Consider the following 17,960-nt stretch of genomic DNA (forward strand, 5'->3'; position numbering starts at 1 on the left):
GGCCCGCCAAAGATGAGCTCCGGACAACTGATTGAGAAGCTGGCTGCCGTATTCGCGCTGATCGTCCTGATCGGCGGCTCGCTGCTCGTACTCGCGCCATTCGCCACGGCCCTGCTGTGGGGCGCGATCCTCGCCTACAGCTCCTGGCACCCCTACACCGTGCTGACGCGCTGGCTCGGCAACCGCCGCGGCCTGGCCGCGCTGATCTGCGTGCTGATCGCCACCGTGATCGTGCTCGGGCCGTTCGTCTACGCTGGCGCCAGCTTCTCGGCGCACATCGACGAACTGACCGCGCTGGTCAACCGCTATACCGAACACGGTATCCCGCAGTTGCCGGACTGGCTCAGCAGCCTGCCGTTCGTTGGCCCGCAGATCGAATCGGCCTGGAACAAGGTCATCACTGCCGACTCCGAGACCGTGGCCAGCCTGCGCAAGCTGATTGCGCCGGTGGGACACGCGCTGCTCGGCGCCGGCCTGTCGATCGGGGCCGGTCTCGGCCAGCTCGCGCTGTCGATCGTCCTGGCGTTTTTCTTCTATACCGGCGGCGAATTGGCCGTGGACTGGGTACGCGGCGGCATGCGCCGTGTGTCCGGCGATCGGGCCGACCACTTGCTGTCACTGGCCGGCAGTACGGTCAAGGGCGTGGTCTACGGCGTGCTCGGCACCGCTTTTGTGCAAGCGGTGCTGGCCGGCATCGGGTTCTGGATCGCTGGCGTGCCCGGCGCCGCGATTCTCGGCTTCATCACGTTCTTCCTTTCCGTCGTGCCGATGGGCCCGCCGCTGGCCTGGATTCCCGCCGCGTTGTGGCTCTATCACACCGGCGAGACGGGCTGGGCGATCTTCATGGTGGTCTGGGGCGCCGCAGTGGTCGGCATGGCCGACAACGTCATCAAGCCGCTGCTCATCAGCAAGGGCACCGGCCTGCCGCTCATCTGGATCATGATGGGCGTGCTGGGCGGCGCGCTGGCCTTCGGCTTCCTGGGCGTCTTCATCGGGCCAACCGTGCTGGCAGTGGCGTACGCGCTGCTGCGCGACTGGACCATCGGCAACCAGGAACGCGCGAGCGTGACCGCCGTCACGGCGCCGCCGCCGTCCCAACTGACCCCGGATGCCTGAGCACCACGGCCCTGCGGCGTCGGCGTCCGCGCCGACGCCGGACCTGCGCCACCTCGTGGCCTGCGAGTACTGCGACGCGCTCTACGAGCGTGCGTCGCTCGCGCCAGGCGAACGCGCCAACTGCCTGCGTTGCGGCAGCGAACTCTATCGCGAAAGCACCCGCGCCTATCGCCGCCTGTTGCCGCTCGTGTTCACCGCACTGATCCTGTTCGTGATCTCGAACACGTATCCGATCGTCGAGATGGACCTGAAGGGCGTACGCACCGAGACCACGCTCTGGGGCGCGGTGCAAGCGCTCTACTCGGACCAGATGACGCTGGTGGCCATGCTGGTGTTCGCCACGACGATCCTGTTCCCGCTCTCCGAGATGCTGATGATGTGCTACCTGCTGGTGCCGATGGCGCAGCGGAAGATGCCGCTCGGGTTCGACGCCATCGTGCGTGGCATCCGCCAGACCCGGCCCTGGGGCATGATCGAGGTCTTCATGATCGGCGTGCTGGTCACGCTGGTGAAGCTGTCGACCATGGCGGAAGTGCTGCCCGGCGTGGCACTGTGGTCGTTCGGCGCGCTGGTGGTGGTGCTGGCCGCGATGCTGTCGTTCGATCCCCGCGACTTGTGGCACTACCTGGAAACGCCGGATGGGGATGACACCCCGCCCGGCGCGCAGGAGCCCGCGCCATGAGCCAGCCATCACGCCCATCGCGCCCATCACGCACGGCCATCGCACGCGACCAGATCGCGCGGTCACGGCGCGTGGCCGCCGATGTGATGGCGGAGCTGACCGACGACGACGAACGCACCCCGCTGGCGGAGGTACCCACCGCGTCCTCGCGCGGGTTGCTGTCGTGCCATGCGTGCGACCTGGTGAACCCCATCACGCTCGAAGGCGAACCGTGTCCACGCTGCGGCGCCACGCTGCACCGCCGCAAGCCTGCCAGCCTGGCGCGCACCTGGGCCTTCCTGCTGGCCGCGTACATCCTCTACATCCCGGCCAACCTGCTACCGGTGATGGTCACCGAGTCAATCCTGGGCGTGCAGCGCGACACCATCCTGTCCGGTGTGCTCTACCTGTGGCTATCCGGATCGCACATGCTGGCTGGCGTGGTGCTGATCGCGAGTATCGTCGTGCCGCTGCTGAAGATGATGATCCTGACGCTGCTGCTGATCTCGGTGCACATGAAATCGACATGGCGCATCCGCCAGCAGACCAAGCTGTACGGGCTGGTCGAAGTCATCGGCCGCTGGTCGATGCTTGATATCTTCGTGGTGGCGCTGCTGGCCTCGCTGGTGCGCGCGGGCGCGCTGGCCACGATCATCCCCGGCGCCGGCGCGCTGGCATTTGCCTCGGTGGTCGTGATGACCATGCTGGCATCGCTAAGCTTCGACCCGCGCCTACTTTGGGACTCGCTCGAGACCCCGAACCCCTCTTCCATCGAATTGCCGGAATCCGACAATGCCCGATCACGATAGTCCCTCCCCGCCGCCGACCTCCGGTGGCGTGCCCCAGCCCGCGCGCAAGCGTCGCGCCCGCTGGCTGCCATCGCTGGTGTGGCTGATCCCGATTGTCGCCGCCGTGGTCGGCGTCTCGCTGCTGATCAACACGCTCGCCTCACGCGGGCCAGAGATCAACGTCACCTTCCGCTCCGCCGACGGGCTGACACCGGGCAAGACCGCCGTGCGCTACAAGGACGTCGACATCGGCCTGGTCAAGTCGGTGCGGCTCGCTTCCGATCGCTCGCACGTGATCGCGTCGATCGAGCTGACAAAGGACGCCGAGAGCTTCGCCGTCAAGGACACGCGTTTCTGGGTGGTGCGCCCGCGCTTTGCGATCAGTGGCGTATCCGGCCTGGAAACGCTGCTCTCGGGTGCCTACATCGGCGTGGATGCCGGCAAGTCACGGGAAAACACGCGCAACTTCATCGGTCTCGAAGTGCCACCCGTGGTCACCGCCGACGCGTCCGGTCGCCAGTTCGTGCTGCGCGCCCAGGACTTGGGCTCGCTCGATATCGGCTCGCCGGTCTACTATCGCCGCGTGCAGGTAGGCCAGGTGGTGGCATACCAGCTCGACCCGAACGGGCGTGATATCTCGCTGCGCGTGTTCGTCAACAAGCCGTACGACAAGCTCGTCAATGGCGACACCCGCTTCTGGCACGCCAGCGGCGTCGACCTCAAGCTCGATGCGAACGGCCTGAAGCTCTCCACGCAATCGTTGGTCACGGTGCTGTTGGGCGGCGTGGCCTTCCAGGCGCCCGACAACTCCACCGCAACGCAGCCGGCGTCCGAGAATACGCAATTCCTGCTGGCATCGGACCAGTCAGAGGCGATGAAGGAGCCTGAAGAACTGGCGCCAGCGCTGGCGGTGCTGAACTTCGACCAGTCGGTGCGCGGCCTGTCGCCGGGCGCGCCGGTCGACTTCCGCGGTGTGATCGTGGGCCAGGTGCGCTCGATCGGCATCGAATACCAGCGCGACAAGAAGGCATTCCGCATGCCCGTGGTGGTGGAGTTCTACCCGTCGCGCATGGGATTCCGGGAGCGCGATGTGTCCGACGAGGCCAAGAAGCGCAGCATCGTGCAGGGCCTGGTCAAGCGCGGCATGCGCGCGCAACTGCGCACTGGCAACCTGCTGACCGGTCAGCTCTACGTGGCGCTCGACTTCTTCCCGAAGGCGCCACCGCCGAAGGACCTCGACCTCAACGCGACAATGCCGGAACTGCCGACCACGCCGGGTACCTTCGATGAGTTGCAGGCCAAACTCGGCGATATCGTCAACAAGATCGACAAGGTGCCGTTCGATCAGATCGGCCAGGATCTGCGTACCAGCGTGGTGTCGATGAACAAGATGCTCGATAACGCCGACAAGCTCGTGACGCAACTGCACGGCGATGTGGCGCCCCAGGTGCTCGCCGCGCTGCAGGATGCCCGACGTACGCTGAACGCCGCCAATGGCACGCTGGCATCGGACGCGCCGCTGCAGCAGGATACGCGCCGCATGATGCAGGAACTGACGCGCACGGCCGTGTCCCTGCGTGCGCTGACCGACTATCTCGAGCGCCATCCCGAGGCGCTGTTGCGTGGGAAGACGGAGAAGGAATGATGAAACGCTCGCTGATGCTTCTGGCGCTGGCCGCCGCGCTGCTCAACGGCTGCGCATCGCCGGAGCCCCGCTACTACACGCTCGCATCCACAGCCGCTCCGGCCGCCACGTCCCCGACACCCGGCACGCAGCCCATCTGGATCGAGGTGTCGCCGGTCAGGGTGCCGGAGCGCCTGAACCGCACCCAGTTCGTGGTGGCCGACGGCAACGCTGGCGGCGTGAAGATGCTGGACCTGTCGCGCTGGTCCGCGCCGTTGCCGGACGAGTTGCGCGATGCGCTGTCACAGCAGCTTCAGGCGAAACTCGGTGCCGTGGATACCTATCAGCAGGGCCTGTCCGAAGTGGAGCCGATCTATCGCGTGACCACGGAAGTAGTGCGGCTGGATGCGGACCCTGGCCAGCGCGCCAGCGCTTCGATCGCCTGGACCGTACGCCGGCTGCCCGATGGCAAGGTCCTGGGCGGCCGCACGGAAGCCGAGTTGCCCGCGCCCGGTCAGGTGGATGGCGTGGTGAACGCCTATCGCCAGATCGTCGCGGCAACCGCGGCCGACATCGCCGCCGGCGTGCAATCCCTGCGCCGCTGAGGCGTCAATCTCTCCGGACCGCCAGTTGGCGGTCCGCTTCGGCCATCGCGGCCAGGCACGCTTCGGCATCCCCCGTCACCCGCCGCACGCTGCAAGCCAGCATCAGGTTCATCGACAAGCCGAAGTCCTCCACCACATAACCGCGCGCATCGCGCGCGTTCCCGTCGGCATCGGTCCTGACACGCACGCGATCCAGCAACGTGCCGGCATCGCCCGCATAGCCCCAGACGGGCTTCTCCAGCGCCACGGCAAACCCAACCTCGAACGCAGTACCGCTGTCTGGCTCCCCCGGCCCGCGGAAGTCGTCGAGATTCGCCATCACGACATCGGCGCGACGAATCAACGCGATGTTGGCCTCGTAGATCCATTGTGCTGTGGCTGACCCCGACAGCCCTGACGGCGCCGCCTTGTCCAGCGGATACAAGCCTTCATAGCCATACCGCAGGCACAGCGCCTTCAGCTGCTCACCCCAGTCGCGCGCGTCCTCGCGGAACACATCAAAGCCGGCGAGATAGACCATCTTCATGGCATTTCCTTCATATGGAACGACGCAAGAATAGCGCAGAGGTGCGCGCCTTTCATTTCTGATCCCCGCCAGAAGCAAATTTAGTGAAATTACGATTTACATGTAAATCCAATATTGATCGTCCCGGAAGGTGCAAGGAAATTTCTTGCCTCCAATGCGTCGCATTTAGCCTACACAACCGCTCTCGCCGACACATTCAATCGGAACCTTCCCAAGAAAATCAAAAATTCAAGATAAATACGATTAAAAGAATTTCCCAAAGCCAATAGTCTTTGACCCTGTCAGGAAGACGCGATGCATAGCGACTTCACTCGCGAAATACCGGGGATATCCGCACGGAATGTGCGGCTTCTTATTCCGGACACAGCTGCCATCGCTCGCTATGCGGATCTCCGCGATTCGCCTTGACAGTCACCAATCACATCAATATATGAGGTCAAAGTGAAACATATTCGAACAAAGATCCTTGCCACATCCCTGCTGCTTGCCGCGATGAGTCCTGCCGCATTCGCCTCAGATGGCACGATCACCTTTACAGGCCTTATCACCGGGCAGACCTGCAGCATCTCGGGCAATGGCAGGCCCGCCGGCGACTTCACCGTTGTGCTGCCCAACGTCTCTACCTCGACACTGAACACCGGCGGCAACACCGCGGGGCGCGCGCCTTTCAATATTCAACTCACGGGCTGCACACCAAACGCCGGAAACGTGGCCGTCTACTTCGAGCCCGGCGCGAACGTGGATTTGGCCACCGGCCGCCTGAAAAACTCGACAGTCGCCGTGCCCGCTGCTGGCACCAACCCGGGGGTCAAGGCCGCAGGTAACGTCCAGATCGGTCTGCTGAACAGCGATATGACCAACATTAGCGTAGGGGCCGCGGTCGCCACGCAGAACCCGCAACGTGTAGCCCTTGCAAGTGGCGCCGCAACACTGCAGTACTACGCCCAGTATGTGGCAACCGGCACCGCCACACCCGGCATTATCACCAGCTCGGTGACGTATTCCATCGTGTACCCGTAAGTCAGGCCATTTAACCAGCCTACACCTGCCGGCATGCGCACATGCCGGCACCTCCAGCCAGCCGGCTTCGGACCGGTTCTCTCCTGTCGCCGTTCATCATGTTCAAGACCTCAATCTGCCGCGCAGCCATTGCTGCCGTCCTCCTGGCAATGGTTGCGCCTGAAACCCTTGCGTCCGTGGTGTTGACCGGGACCCGCGTCATCTATTCGGAGTCAGAGCGGGAAGTCAGCCTCAAACTCACCAATGAAGGCGATGCACCCTCCCTGATGCAGGCATGGATCGACGACGGCGACCCCAATGCGGCGCCGGAGAACACGAAGTCACCATTCGCGCTCACGCCGCCGCTGTTCAGACTGGATGCGAAGAAAGGCCAGACGCTACGCATCATTCAACTCCAGCAAACGCTGCCCCGCGATCGGGAATCGCTGTTCTGGCTCAACGTTCTCGAAGTACCACCCGTCGCATCCAGCAGCAACGATCAGCAGAACTTGCTTCAGTTTGCCTTTCGGTCACGCATCAAGCTGTTCTTCCGCCCAACGGGATTGCCTGGCGACGCAGACAGCGCACCCACCAAGGTCACTTGGCGCTTCGCACGCAAGGATGACGGTCATCATGTACTGACTGCAACGAATCCAACGCCGTACCACATCACCTACACGAAGGTCGAGGCAACCGCTGGCGGGCATATGTACAGCAATGATGCCGGAGCGATGGTGAATCCCGGCGGCACGGTCGAGTTTGCCATTGACAACACGTCGCCCGCGTCCGGTGAACCAGCGCAGGTCCGTTACACGTTCATCTCGGACTATGGTGCGGGTGTATCTGGCGTCCACATTGCGAAGCCAACGCAGGAAGCGAAAGGGCAATGACGATGCGCACCCGGAAGCCACGCGCCTCGCGCGTTCTGGCTACGCATTGGATCCTGGCCACCGCTCTGCCCACCGCGGTACTTGCTGATGAACCCGGCAAGACGGCCACCATCGCAGCCGTCAGGTTCAATTCAGATTTTCTGAAACGTTCCGATGGCACCAGCGTCGATGTCAGCCGTTTTGCGTTGGGCAACCCCATCTCACCTGGCGACCATCCGGTCGACATCTACCTGAACGGATCGTGGGTTGGTCGGGAGACAGTGCGATTCCGGTCCCGGGACGAGGTTGTCGGCCCATGCATGGATCGATCGCTCATTACCCGGTTGAATCTGGACGAACAGGCGCTGCCACCCGTCAACCGCAATGCGATAGCACAAGCCGTCAGTGGCGAATGCACGCGCCCATCTGACATCTCGGAAGACATCACCTGGTCGTTCAACCTCAATGACCTGCGTCTCGACATCGGCGTAGCGCAGGCATTGTTACGCCGCACACCGCGCGGCAGCGTCAGCCCAGAACTCCTGGATGATGGCGTCCCGTCCGCGACGGTCGCCTACAATTTCAATACGTTCCACACTACTGGCAGCTCATCTGTCACTTCTACCTACCTTGGCATCGATTCCGGATTAAACATCGGTGCCTGGCACCTGCGGCAGCGCTCCTCGATGAGTTGGCAGTCCATGGGCCAAAGCACCTACGACTACCAGAACATCGCGACCTACTTGCAGCGGGATATATCACGTCTGCGTAGTCAGCTCACCCTTGGCGATGCCTACACGGATGGAGCCGTCTTCGACAGCTTTTCCGTGCGCGGCGTGAATCTGGCCAGCGATGACCGGATGCTTCCCGACTCCGCACGCGGCTATGCGCCACTGGTCCGAGGAGTCGCCCGCTCCAATGCGCGTGTCACGGTCACGCAGAATGGCAACAAGCTCTATGAAACGACCGTGGCGCCGGGACCGTTCGAGATCAAGGATCTCTACGCCACCGGTTATGGCGGCAATCTGCTCGTCACGGTGACAGAAGCCGACGGCAGCCAAAGCAGCTTTACCGTGCCCTATGCATCCGTGGCTCAGCTTCTGCGGCCCGGCATCACGCGGTACTCGGCCACGGTTGGGGAGTACCGCGATGGCTCGCGCACGTCTTCCCGCCGCGAGAAACTGGTCCAGGGTACGGTGCAGCACGGGTTCAACAACTTCGTAACGGGCTATGCCGGGCTAGTCCTCTCGGAGGGCTACCAGGCTGGCCTGATCGGCGCGGCCTTGAATCTGCCCATTGGCGCATTCGCGCTGGATGCGACCCATGCCCACGCCTCGATCGACCAGGTTGACAACACCAGCGGACAAAGCGTGCGCCTCAGCTACAGCAAGTTCGTGCCGTCAACTAGCACGAGTATGTCACTCGCCGCCTATCGGTATGCGACCCGTGGCTTCTGGACGATGAGCGACGCATTCACGGCTCGCGCCAGCGGTGGCAATGCCCGCGCCGTGGACCGCCAGCGCAGCCAGATCCAACTCACGCTGAATCAGAGCCTCGGAGATCGCTGGGGCAACTTCTATCTCACAGGCACTTCCGCGGAATACTGGAATCGGGGCGGTACTGCGCTGATGTTCCAGGTGGGCTACAGCAACTCGCTGCGTGTGCTGGGACTGCCGATGACCTACAACATCGCGGCCTCACGCCAACGCGAGGCGATGACCGGCCGGTTCACCACCCAGGTTTTCGCCAGCCTCACCGTACCGCTTGGCAAGAGCAGCCACGCCCCGATGCTGTCGTTCGGCGCCACGCATAGTGACAGCCAATCCTCGCAACAGATGCGGCTGAGCGGCACTGCACTCGAGGACAACGCCTTCACCTATGGCCTGAACGTCGACCGTTCGCCGAACACAACCACCGGCGGCGGCAACGTACAGTACCGGACGCCTTACACCACGGTTTCCGCTTCTGTCAGCGGCGGCGGCGGTTACACGCAATACTCGGGTGGCCTGCAAGGCGCCCTGGTCGCCCACCAAGGAGGCATCACACTTGCCAACTTCCTTGGCGACACCATCGGCATCGTCGAAGCAAAGGGCGCTACCGGCGCGCGCGTCGCCAATGCAACGGGCGTCAGGATCGACGCATTCGGCTACGCCATTGTGCCGTACCTCCAGCCTTACAACATGAACACGATCGAGATAGATCCACGCGGGATACCGCTGGATGTATCGCTGGACGCGACCAGCGCCCAGGTAGCGCCGCGCGCGAACGCAGCGGTAAAAATCAAGTTCGCCGCGCTCAGCGGACGCGCCGTCATCATTTCAGCCAGCCAGCCCGATGGAGCGCCGTTACCCTTTGGCGCATCAGTGCGGGATAGGGACAATGCCGAAATCGGCGTGGTTGGCCAAAGCGGCATCATTTTCGCGCGTGGGATCGAAGACGCCGGACGCTTGCAGGTGTCCTGGGGCGCAAACTCCGCGCAGCGTTGCACGATCGAATATCGGCTGCCGGAGAAGGTCCGCGATGCGACGTCGTTCACGCAGATCCGATCGGTATGCCGGCCCAACGCAAAGGGGGAATCGTGAATGCCGATACTGCTATCAGATCGCGCCAAATGTTGCCAACCATCGCCGTGACTAGGCTTGGCCTGATCACTATCGGCGCAATGTCATCGTGTCGCACTCGAACGATTCCACGCGGCGCAACTCTCCGGCCCGTTGTCATTACCACGCTGACGGACATCACCACGCCGGGCAATCGTTCACCATGAGGTATCAATAGCGGCAGGCTTAAGGATTGATCGCCGGATGCTTCAGTGCATGCGCAGCCTCGGCCAGATGCTGGCGGTAGTTGCTCTCGTCTTGCGAGAGGCCAAGTTCTCCGCTGCGATAGGCCATTGCCAGTGCCTGGATCGAGGCCGGATGCTCCCGCTCGGCGGCAGCCTCGTACCAGGACACCGCAGTAGCATCATTACGCGGCACGCCATCGCCCTCACGGTAGGCATTGGCCAGCAAGAACATGGCCTGCGCAACGCCACCGTCGGCAGCCACTCTGAACCAGTGCGCGGCGGCAGCCGGATCCGCTGTGTGGCCATAGCCACCGCGATAGAGCAGCCCCAGGTAATACGCTGCGCCAACATCTCCCACCCTTGCCGCCGCGCCGAGTTCGCGCCATGCGACAGGCAAGTCCGTACGACCGGACGCCAACTCACCAAGCATCGCGGCTTTGCCAAGCAGGAACTGCGCGCGGGTGTGGCCGCTCGCTGCCGCCAGGCTAAGCCAGTGCTCCGCCTGCGCGCGGCTCTCGGTGTCCGTCCGGGACAGTAATGTTTCACCGAGAGCCGCACATGCCGCAACCTCGCCCGCCGCAGCCGCGCGCTGCAGCCGCGACAGTGCGGCGGCATCATTCGCCGAGGTCGCCATCAACTGCCATCGCGCGATCTCGCTTTGACGCACGTCCGATTGCTGTCGCCACATGGCAGCGCCAGCGACCCCAGCCGCCGCAACGGTTACAGCCAGCGTGGCCGCCACAAACAGCGGGTGGATGCGAGGAAAGCGCCGCGGTGCGGCCATAGTTGTTGGCATGGCGTGCATGGTCAATCAGTCAATCACAAACTGAGATCGAGCTTGTACTGCGACAGGTTCTTGCCGGACCCATCGTCAGCCTTGTCGAGCGAGATATTGGTCAACCCGGCGTCGGTTGCCTGCTGCTGCATCCCGATACCCGAGCTGAACACCACCTTGCCCGTGGTGGTCACCTTGGTGAACTTCCAGCTACGTGCGCTGCCGTTGGCCACGCGTGTGACATTGGTCACCTTCTTGATGTAGCTGATCAGCACATCGCGGTTGGCATCGGGCGAGGCATAGATCGTCTTGGTGCCATCGAGGCCCGGGAAGTTGCCGCCCCCGCTGGCACGATAGTTGTTGGTAGCCACGATGAAGTTCATCGCCGCGGTCACCGGCGCGCCCTTGTACGTCAGGTTCTTGATACGGCTGCCAACCGGCTGCGTCACGTCGATCTCATACTGCATGTCGGGATCGGTGAACATGTCGAAGTTGTAGCCCGGGAAGGTGCTGATCAACTGCTGGTCCGTCGTCTTGGCCGGGTCGATCTGGTTGAAGCGCTTGGCCGCGGTTTCCAACCATGCCTTCACATCGTCGCCGTTGACCTTCACCGCGTACACCGTGTTCGGGTACAGGTAAAGATCGGCCGCGTTGTTGATGGCCAGGTTGCCAGACGCCACGTCCGTGTAGTCGCTGCCGCCGCCAAAGCCGCTCTTGAACGGGGCCGAAACCGACAGCACGGGCAGCGAGGCCAGGGCCGGCAGGTTCGCGGTGACGTAGTCCTTCACGTAGGCAGCCTGTGCCATGTTGACGATCTGAATCGCGCCCGGATCACCCACGTCGGCGAAGTAGCTCGACATGCGGTAATTGGTGCTGCCGATCGGCGTCTTCACGTACTGGATCGTTGCCTGGTGCTCGGTGTCGATCATCGGCGCCACGCTGGCGTCGGCCGCCACATAGGTCTTGTCGGCGTTCTGGGTCGAGCGTGCCTCCACGGTGGTTTTGGTGCGATCGACGCTCCAGCTCTTGCCGTCGTGGTTCAGCGACAGGTTGATCACACCCAGGTGCTTGCCCCAGTAGTTGGCCATCACGGTCGGCACGCCGTTGACCGTGCCCTTGACCTTGTCCACGCCCGGCAGGTTGAACTGGCCGACCGTGCTGTTGGCATCCGGGAAGATCTGGTGCGAGTGGCCGATCAGCATCGCGTCCACGCCAGCCACCTTCGACAGGTGATAGCTGCCGTTCTCCATCGTCGGCGAGTAGGTCGAGTTATCCAGGCCACCATGCGAAATCACGACGACGAGGTCGGCACCCTTGGCGCGCATCTCGGGAATGTACTTCTGGGCCGTTTCCACCAGACCTTCGGTGTAGACCTTGCCGTCGAGCCAGCGCTTGTCCCAGCTCAGGATGGCCGGCGGCGCGAAGCCGATGATGCCAACCTTGATCGGCGCGGTGACCGTCTTGCCGTCCGGGCCGGTAGCCGTCAGCGTCTTGCTCAGGATCGCGTACGGCTGGAACAGCGGCGCGCGCGTCTTGACGCTGTAGACGTTGGCCAGCACCTGCGGAAACTTCGGGCCCGCGCATGCGGTCTGGGCGGCCGGATCGGGCAGGCCGTCCACGTTGAACTTGCTGCCGGTGACCTGGCTCAGGTACTGCAACCCATAGTTGAATTCGTGATTGCCGATGCCACCGCCGTCAAAGCCAGCGGCGTTCATCACCTTGTACATCGCCAGGGTCTCGGTGCACGAGACCGGCTTCACCAGTGCCTGATAGTCCGAGAGCGCAGTGCCCTGGATCGTGTCGCCATTATCGAGCAACAGGCTGTTCGGAAACTCCTGCCGCGCGGACTTGATCAGCGTCGAGACGCGCTCGAAGCCCAGCGACTTGTCCTCGGCCAGCTTGAAGTAGTCATAGCTCAGAACGTTGGTGTGGAGGTCGGTGGTCTCGAGCAGCGCCAGCGTGGACTTGGTACCTGCGACGATCGCCGTCGGGGTGTCGCCACCGTTGTTGCCGCCGTTGTTGCCGCCGTTGTTGCCGGAGTTGGAGGACGAGGGGTCGTCTGAGCCGCAGGCGGCCAGCGCGGTCACCCCCACCAGCAAGGCCGCGAGCGTCGCGGCCTGGATGCGATGGAGTTGCATGTTTCGGGTTCCCTGATTGATTTGTTTTGGTTTTGGTGCAGCCACGGAATTGTCGGCAACCGCGATGGCAGGAAAGTGGCGAAATCGCGTCATTCGCGTGACAGACGCCACGGATGTCTGCGAAGTCAGGGAATGCACAAATCGCGTGCCGGACTATTCCAAATGGCTGAAGACCCTTATCCATCCGGGCAATTGACGGTGCGCTATATACCCGCTTATATTGCGCAAGGTAACGATCGCGCACACCGCACCCCTTCACGCCATGACCTTCCGCACCCTGCCCTTCCTGCGCCGCACCGCCTGCGTCGGCGCCGCCCTGGCCCTGACCGTCGCCGCACCGTCGGCCTTTGCCGCCGATCTCGTGGTCTCCGCCGCCGCCAGCCTGACCAACGCGTTCAAGACGCTGGCCGAGCAGTACGAGCACGCCCACCCGGATACCAAGGTGGTGCTGAATTTCGGCGCTTCGGACGTGCTGATGCAGCAGATCGTCAAGGGCGCGCCGGCCGATGTGTTCGCGTCCGCCGACCAGACCACCATGGACAAGGCCGAGGCCGAGAAGGTCGTGCAATCGGCCAGCCGCAAGGACTTTGCCGCCAACCAGGTAGTGCTGATCGTGCCGCAGGACAGCAAGCTCGGCATCGGCTCGCTCAAGGACCTGACCCGCGCCGACGTCAAGCGCGTGGCGTACGGCAATCCGTCGTCAGTGCCGGTCGGCCGCTATACCAAGGGCGCGCTCGAGGCCGAGGGCCTTTGGGATGCCGTGGCCGCCAAGGGCGTGCCGGCCCAGAACGTTCGCCAGAGCCTGGACTACGTGGCACGCGGCGAAGTCGACGCCGGCTTCGTGTTCGCCACCGATGCCGCGATCATGCCGGAGAAGGTCAAGGTGGCGGTGCGCGTGCCGAATCGCACGCCGGTCACCTACCCCATCGCCGTCACCACACAGACGAAGCAGGCCCAGCAGGCCACCAGCTTCGTCCAGTACGTGCTGTCGGCCGAGGGCCAGGCCGTGCTGGCCAAGTTTGGATTCCAGAAACCGTAACAAGGTCTGATTGCTGTCATGGATGCCGTCTGGGTACCGCTGCTGCTGTCGCTCAAGGTAGCGGGCTGGGCTACGCTGCTGAACGCCATTCTTGGCGTGGCGGCCGCCTATGCGATATCGCGCTGGCGCTCGTCCGCGCGTGATGTGGTGGATGCCATCCTGACACTGCCGCTGGTTCTCCCACCCACCGTGCTCGGCTACTACCTGCTTGTGCTGGTGGGCCGCCGCGGCGTGTTTGGCGCATGGCTGGACCGGATCGGGATCGAGCTTGTATTCACATGGCAGGGCGCAGTGCTGGCGTCGACCGTGGTGGCATTCCCGCTCGTGCTGAAGTCCGCGCGCGCCGCGTTCGAAGGCGTCGATCACCAGCTTGAGAATGCCGCCCGCGTGTTGGGCGTATCGGAGACCGGCATCTTCTTTCGCGTCACGCTGCCGATGGCGCTCCGCGGCATCTCCGCTGGCGTGGTACTGGCGTTTGCGCGGGCGCTGGGCGAATTCGGCGCCACGTTGATGGTGGCCGGCAACCTGCCGGGCCGCACCCAGACGCTCTCGGTGGCCATCTATGAAGCTGTGCAGGCTGGCGACGACAACACTGCCAACCTGCTGGTGCTGGTGACGTCGGTCACATGCATCGTGCTGCTGGTGGTGGCCGGCCGGCTTGTGCCGCCCGCCGCGCGTGGCGTTGGCGAGGTCTACGAGCGACGCGCCTTCCGGCGCGAAGCCGTGGGCAAGTGAGGCCCGCCATGAGTATGCAGATCACCATCCGCAAGCGCCTGGTGTCGCGAGATCGCCAGTTCGCGCTCGACATCGGATTTGAGTCGGACAGTCACCGCATTGCGATGTTCGGACCCTCCGGCTCTGGCAAGACCCTGACACTGCGCGCCATCGCCGGGTTGCTGGCGCCGGAAAGCGGGCGCATCGTACTCAACGGGCGCACGCTGTTCGACAGCGAATCCGGCATCGACCTGCCGCCCCAGGAGCGCCGCGTGGCGTACCTGTTCCAGGACTACGCGCTATTTCCGCATCTGACCGTGGCGCAGAACATCGCGTTCGGTCTGAACCACGGCTGGCGCAATCCCCGGCGGCGCGAGTTGCCGCCAGAGGCCGCGCACTGGGTCGATGCCTTCGGCCTGCGCGAGATCGTGAATCAGTATCCGTCCGAGATCTCGGGCGGTCAGAAGCAGCGCGTGGCGCTGGCCCGCGCGCTGGCGCCCAAGCCGGATATCGTTCTGCTCGACGAACCGTTCTCGGCGCTGGACCCGGCGCTACGGACGCGTATGCGCGAAGAACTGCTGTCGCTGCAGGCGAACCTCGAAGTGCCAATGGTGGTGATCTCGCACGATCCGCAAGACGTCGAGATCCTCGGCGACCACGTGCTCGAGATTCGCGAGGGCCGCATCTTCGGCAGCGGCACCGGCAAGCGGCATCCGCCGGTCTACGCGCCCCTGCCCGCGCACGTGGCCTGATCCGCAGTCAGCAGATCGACGTAGGCGCCTTCGATCAGGGCGTCATGGCTCACGCCCAGACGCGCCATCAGTCCATGCGCCTCGGCGACGCCGGCTTCCGCTGGCTCGCCTTCGCGCAGCACCACTTCCAGTTCCAGAAAGTCGCCCAACCCTTCCACGCGATCGAGATGCACGCGCGTGCGACCGACGAGGAACAGTGTCCGCACCTTGCGCACGCGTCCACGCTCGCCGTGGGCCGAGACCAATGCGGCTCGCAACGTGTCGGGCGACGCCGTCGGGGACAGGATGTAGAAACTCTCCTTCGGCCCCGTCTGGTCCGGCCGCGAATAGAAGATCAGTTGCCCTTGATCGGCACTGAACGCGCGCAGCTTGAGCCTGCCGTTCGGGCACGGGAAGAATGTGTCATCCTGCTCGATCAGTTCCGGGCCATGATCCGCGACGGCGGCGGCGCGCGGCATCAACGCCTCGACGCTGGCGATGCGTGCCTTGATTTCGATATTGCGTGCCATGCTGATTTAGCCCACCGTCCCGAGGATCACGCTCGAAGCCTTGAAAATGGCCACCGCGCGCGTGCCCACCTTCAGATCGAGTTCGGTCACTGCCGCATTGGTGATGATGGCCGCGACCGTGCCGCCGCCGTCGAGATCGAGCACTACCTCGGCATTGACCGCGCCCGGCTGCACGCGCGAGACCACGCCCGGCAACTGGTTACGCGCCGACAGCCGCACGTTGGGGTCGGGCAGGCCAATCATCACCGACGATGCCTTGACGAGCGCGAACGCCTCGGCGCCGGCCGCCAGACCCAGGGTCTCCACGCTCTCATGCGTGATGGTGGAAACGACGCGCTGGCCACCCGGCAGCGCCAGCGTGACTTCATCGTTGACGGCCCCGCCGCGAACCGCTTCCACGCGGCCGAACAGCTTGTTGCGCGCACTGGTCTGGACCATGAATCGCCTCATCAGGTGAAGGTCGTCGGCATCCGCATCGCTCAATGCGCTCCCGACCTTGTCAAGGTAGGCGACGAAGCGGGCGTGCTCGGCCTCCATCGCATGGTAGGTACGGATCAGGCGCTCGGCGCGTTCGGTCAGTCGGGTACCGCCCCCGCCCTTGCCGCCAGCCGCGCGCGAAACAAGCGGCTCGCCGGCGCTGTTGTTCATGGCGTCGATGGCGTCCCAGGCAGCCTTGTAGCTGATGCCGACGGCGCGCGCCGCGGCCGTGATCGAACCATGTTCGCCAATGGCAGCCAGCAGCGCGATGCGGTCCTTGCCGCCCCAATCATGCGTGCCGGCGCGAAACCAGATCGCTCCCTGGAGTTCGAGCATGTGCTAACGGTGTGGGAAGTGAAAGATAGCGTATGGTACCGCCAGCCGACACCGCGCCGATACGGCACTGGTGTCAGTGCGGTATCGGCGCGGCATTCACGCGGCATCCACTAGTTCTGGTGCGCCGGAATGTACCAGCGCATGATGCTGCCGGCGAAATACTGTTTGTCGAGCTGGCGCAGCAACCGCCAGGCCGTGAAGGCGTCGACGTCCAGATCCACCCATGCCCATGGATGATCGGCGTCGCCCTCGCGCATGATTTCGATCGAGATGACGCGGGCGTAGATCTTGAGCTTCTCGCGCAGCATATCCGCCGTCACATCTCGATGCAGCCCGCGGATTAGTACCTGCATGGCGGCCTCTCTCTCGGTGCGTTGGCATTGGGTGTATTGTAGGCCGCGCTCCGCGTCACGTCGTGTGCCTTATGCGCTGATCGCACACAGCATCGCCCCATCCTGTCAGGCCATCACGTGCACACCGCCATCGACGTACACGGTGTTGCCCGACAGCCGTCGCGCGTACGGCGTAGCCAGGTAGGCGGTGGCGAAGCCCACATCCATGATGTCGACCAGTTCGCCCAACGGCGCGCGCCCCGCCGCCTCGGCCAGCAGAGCGTCGAAGTCCTTGAGCCCCGACGCCGCGCGCGTCTTCAGCGGCCCGGGCGAGATCGCGTGCACGCGAATGTTGCGTGGCCCGAGCTCATAGGCCAGATAGCGGCAACTGGCTTCCAGCGCGGCCTTTACCGGCCCCATCAGGTCATAGTTCGGCACCACGCGGTTGGCGCCGTCATAGCTCATCGCGAACATCGTGCCGCCGTGCGGCATCAACGGCACCGCGCGGCGCGCCATGCGAATGAAGGAGTGGCAGGAAACATCCATCGCCCGCGCGAACCCGGCGGCCGATGAATTGAGCAGTCCACCCTGCAGGTCGGCCTTCGGCGCGAAAGCCACGGAATGAATCACGGAATCCAGTTGCCCCCATTCTGCCGCGATGCGCGCGAACAGCGCGTCCATCTGTGCATCGTCCTCGACATCGAGCGGCATCAGGATCGGCGCCTCCACCTGGCGCGCCAGTGGCTCCACGTACGGCAGCGCCTTGTCGTTGAGATAGGTCAGCGCGATCTCGGCGCCCATTTCCCGGAACGCCCGGGCGCAGCCCCATGCAATCGAGTCCTCGTTCGCCACGCCCACGACGAGCACGCGCGACCCTGCAAGGGGTGGATTCGGTACTTGCACCATCGGATTCTC

The 17,960-nt window shown here is 64.1% G+C and carries 18 protein-coding genes; 11 read left to right on the forward strand and 7 right to left on the reverse strand.

The window, feature by feature from the left end; all coding sequences use genetic code 11:
* Positions 1 to 12 precede the first annotated feature (12 nt).
* Genes RN01_RS08700 through RN01_RS08720 form a run of 5 tightly spaced genes read left to right on the forward strand, consistent with a single transcriptional unit; the run spans position 13 to position 4,794 of the window.
* Positions 13 to 1,116 carry an AI-2E family transporter gene (locus RN01_RS08700; RefSeq protein ID WP_008643578.1) on the forward strand — a complete coding sequence of 368 codons (1,104 nt, stop codon included), beginning with the start codon at positions 13 to 15 and terminating at the stop codon, positions 1,114 to 1,116.
* The gene (locus RN01_RS08705) at positions 1,109 to 1,798 is read left to right on the forward strand and encodes a paraquat-inducible protein A (RefSeq protein ID WP_024569021.1); all 690 of its coding nucleotides are present in this window, start codon (positions 1,109 to 1,111) and stop codon (positions 1,796 to 1,798) included. The genes RN01_RS08700 and RN01_RS08705 overlap by 8 nt, the downstream gene beginning before the upstream one ends.
* A complete protein-coding gene (locus tag RN01_RS08710; RefSeq protein WP_017511713.1) occupies positions 1,795 to 2,586 on the forward strand; it encodes a paraquat-inducible protein A in 792 nt (263 codons plus the stop codon). The genes RN01_RS08705 and RN01_RS08710 overlap by 4 nt, the downstream gene beginning before the upstream one ends.
* On the forward strand, positions 2,570 to 4,210 hold the full coding sequence (locus RN01_RS08715) for an intermembrane transport protein PqiB (RefSeq protein ID WP_017511714.1): 1,641 nt from the start codon (positions 2,570 to 2,572) through the stop codon (positions 4,208 to 4,210). The genes RN01_RS08710 and RN01_RS08715 overlap by 17 nt, the downstream gene beginning before the upstream one ends.
* Positions 4,207 to 4,794 carry a membrane integrity-associated transporter subunit PqiC gene (locus RN01_RS08720; RefSeq protein ID WP_024569022.1) on the forward strand — a complete coding sequence of 196 codons (588 nt, stop codon included), beginning with the start codon at positions 4,207 to 4,209 and terminating at the stop codon, positions 4,792 to 4,794. The genes RN01_RS08715 and RN01_RS08720 overlap by 4 nt, the downstream gene beginning before the upstream one ends.
* A gap of 4 nt (positions 4,795 to 4,798) precedes the next feature.
* Here RN01_RS08720 and RN01_RS08725 read toward each other — a convergent pair whose 3' ends face one another.
* Positions 4,799 to 5,320 (reverse strand): nucleoside 2-deoxyribosyltransferase, encoded by a 522-nt coding sequence (locus RN01_RS08725; protein ID WP_017511716.1) that lies wholly within the window; start codon positions 5,318 to 5,320, stop codon positions 4,799 to 4,801.
* Positions 5,321 to 5,761: 441 nt separating this feature from the next.
* On the opposite strand from RN01_RS08725, the gene RN01_RS08730 reads away from it, so the two are divergent.
* The 3 genes from RN01_RS08730 to RN01_RS08740 all read left to right on the forward strand — a co-directional run bounded on the left by RN01_RS08730 (position 5,762) and on the right by RN01_RS08740 (position 9,770).
* Complete coding sequence (locus RN01_RS08730; protein ID WP_017511717.1) at positions 5,762 to 6,340, forward strand: fimbrial protein; 579 nt, start codon at positions 5,762 to 5,764, stop codon at positions 6,338 to 6,340.
* A 98-nt stretch (positions 6,341 to 6,438) separates the two neighbouring features.
* The gene (locus RN01_RS08735) at positions 6,439 to 7,209 is read left to right on the forward strand and encodes a molecular chaperone (RefSeq protein WP_017511718.1); all 771 of its coding nucleotides are present in this window, start codon (positions 6,439 to 6,441) and stop codon (positions 7,207 to 7,209) included.
* Between the two features lie 2 nt (positions 7,210 to 7,211).
* Positions 7,212 to 9,770 (forward strand): fimbria/pilus outer membrane usher protein, encoded by a 2,559-nt coding sequence (locus RN01_RS08740; RefSeq protein ID WP_231582268.1) that lies wholly within the window; start codon positions 7,212 to 7,214, stop codon positions 9,768 to 9,770.
* A gap of 204 nt (positions 9,771 to 9,974) precedes the next feature.
* Here the strand turns inward: RN01_RS08740 and RN01_RS08745 are convergent, their stop codons facing one another.
* Together RN01_RS08745 and RN01_RS08750 are read right to left on the reverse strand one after the other, a co-directional pair.
* Positions 9,975 to 10,769, reverse strand: coding sequence for a tetratricopeptide repeat protein (locus tag RN01_RS08745; protein WP_223277307.1), 795 nt, complete (start codon positions 10,767 to 10,769; stop codon positions 9,975 to 9,977).
* Between the two features lie 23 nt (positions 10,770 to 10,792).
* Positions 10,793 to 12,886 (reverse strand): bifunctional 2',3'-cyclic-nucleotide 2'-phosphodiesterase/3'-nucleotidase, encoded by a 2,094-nt coding sequence (locus tag RN01_RS08750; RefSeq protein ID WP_017511722.1) that lies wholly within the window; start codon positions 12,884 to 12,886, stop codon positions 10,793 to 10,795.
* A gap of 262 nt (positions 12,887 to 13,148) precedes the next feature.
* Between RN01_RS08750 and modA the strand changes: the two genes are divergently transcribed.
* Genes modA through RN01_RS08765 form a run of 3 tightly spaced genes read left to right on the forward strand, consistent with a single transcriptional unit; the run spans position 13,149 to position 15,391 of the window.
* Positions 13,149 to 13,925 (forward strand): molybdate ABC transporter substrate-binding protein, encoded by a 777-nt coding sequence (gene modA, locus RN01_RS08755; RefSeq protein WP_039016665.1) that lies wholly within the window; start codon positions 13,149 to 13,151, stop codon positions 13,923 to 13,925.
* An 18-nt stretch (positions 13,926 to 13,943) separates the two neighbouring features.
* A complete protein-coding gene (gene modB / locus RN01_RS08760) occupies positions 13,944 to 14,660 on the forward strand; it encodes a molybdate ABC transporter permease subunit (RefSeq protein ID WP_008640894.1) in 717 nt (238 codons plus the stop codon).
* An 8-nt stretch (positions 14,661 to 14,668) separates the two neighbouring features.
* Positions 14,669 to 15,391, forward strand: a complete 723-nt coding sequence (locus RN01_RS08765) for an ATP-binding cassette domain-containing protein (RefSeq protein ID WP_017511724.1) — start codon at positions 14,669 to 14,671, stop codon at positions 15,389 to 15,391.
* On the opposite strand, the gene RN01_RS08770 is transcribed toward RN01_RS08765, so the two are convergent.
* The 4 genes from RN01_RS08770 to fabI form a co-directional block, all read right to left on the reverse strand.
* Positions 15,361 to 15,900, reverse strand: coding sequence for a class IV adenylate cyclase (locus tag RN01_RS08770; protein WP_017511725.1), 540 nt, complete (start codon positions 15,898 to 15,900; stop codon positions 15,361 to 15,363). The two genes, RN01_RS08765 and RN01_RS08770, sit on opposite strands and share 31 nt — an antisense overlap.
* Positions 15,901 to 15,906: 6 nt before the next feature.
* Complete coding sequence (locus RN01_RS08775) at positions 15,907 to 16,713, reverse strand: TOBE domain-containing protein (RefSeq protein WP_011515429.1); 807 nt, start codon at positions 16,711 to 16,713, stop codon at positions 15,907 to 15,909.
* Positions 16,714 to 16,823: 110 nt separating this feature from the next.
* Positions 16,824 to 17,066, reverse strand: coding sequence for an RNA-binding protein (locus tag RN01_RS08780; protein WP_011515428.1), 243 nt, complete (start codon positions 17,064 to 17,066; stop codon positions 16,824 to 16,826).
* Positions 17,067 to 17,171: 105 nt separating this feature from the next.
* Positions 17,172 to 17,951 (reverse strand): enoyl-ACP reductase FabI, encoded by a 780-nt coding sequence (fabI, locus tag RN01_RS08785; RefSeq protein ID WP_024569026.1) that lies wholly within the window; start codon positions 17,949 to 17,951, stop codon positions 17,172 to 17,174.
* Between the last annotated feature and the right edge of the window lie 9 nt (positions 17,952 to 17,960).

Source organism: Cupriavidus sp. SHE (assembly GCF_000812445.1).
GTDB lineage: Bacteria > Pseudomonadota > Gammaproteobacteria > Burkholderiales > Burkholderiaceae > Cupriavidus > Cupriavidus metallidurans.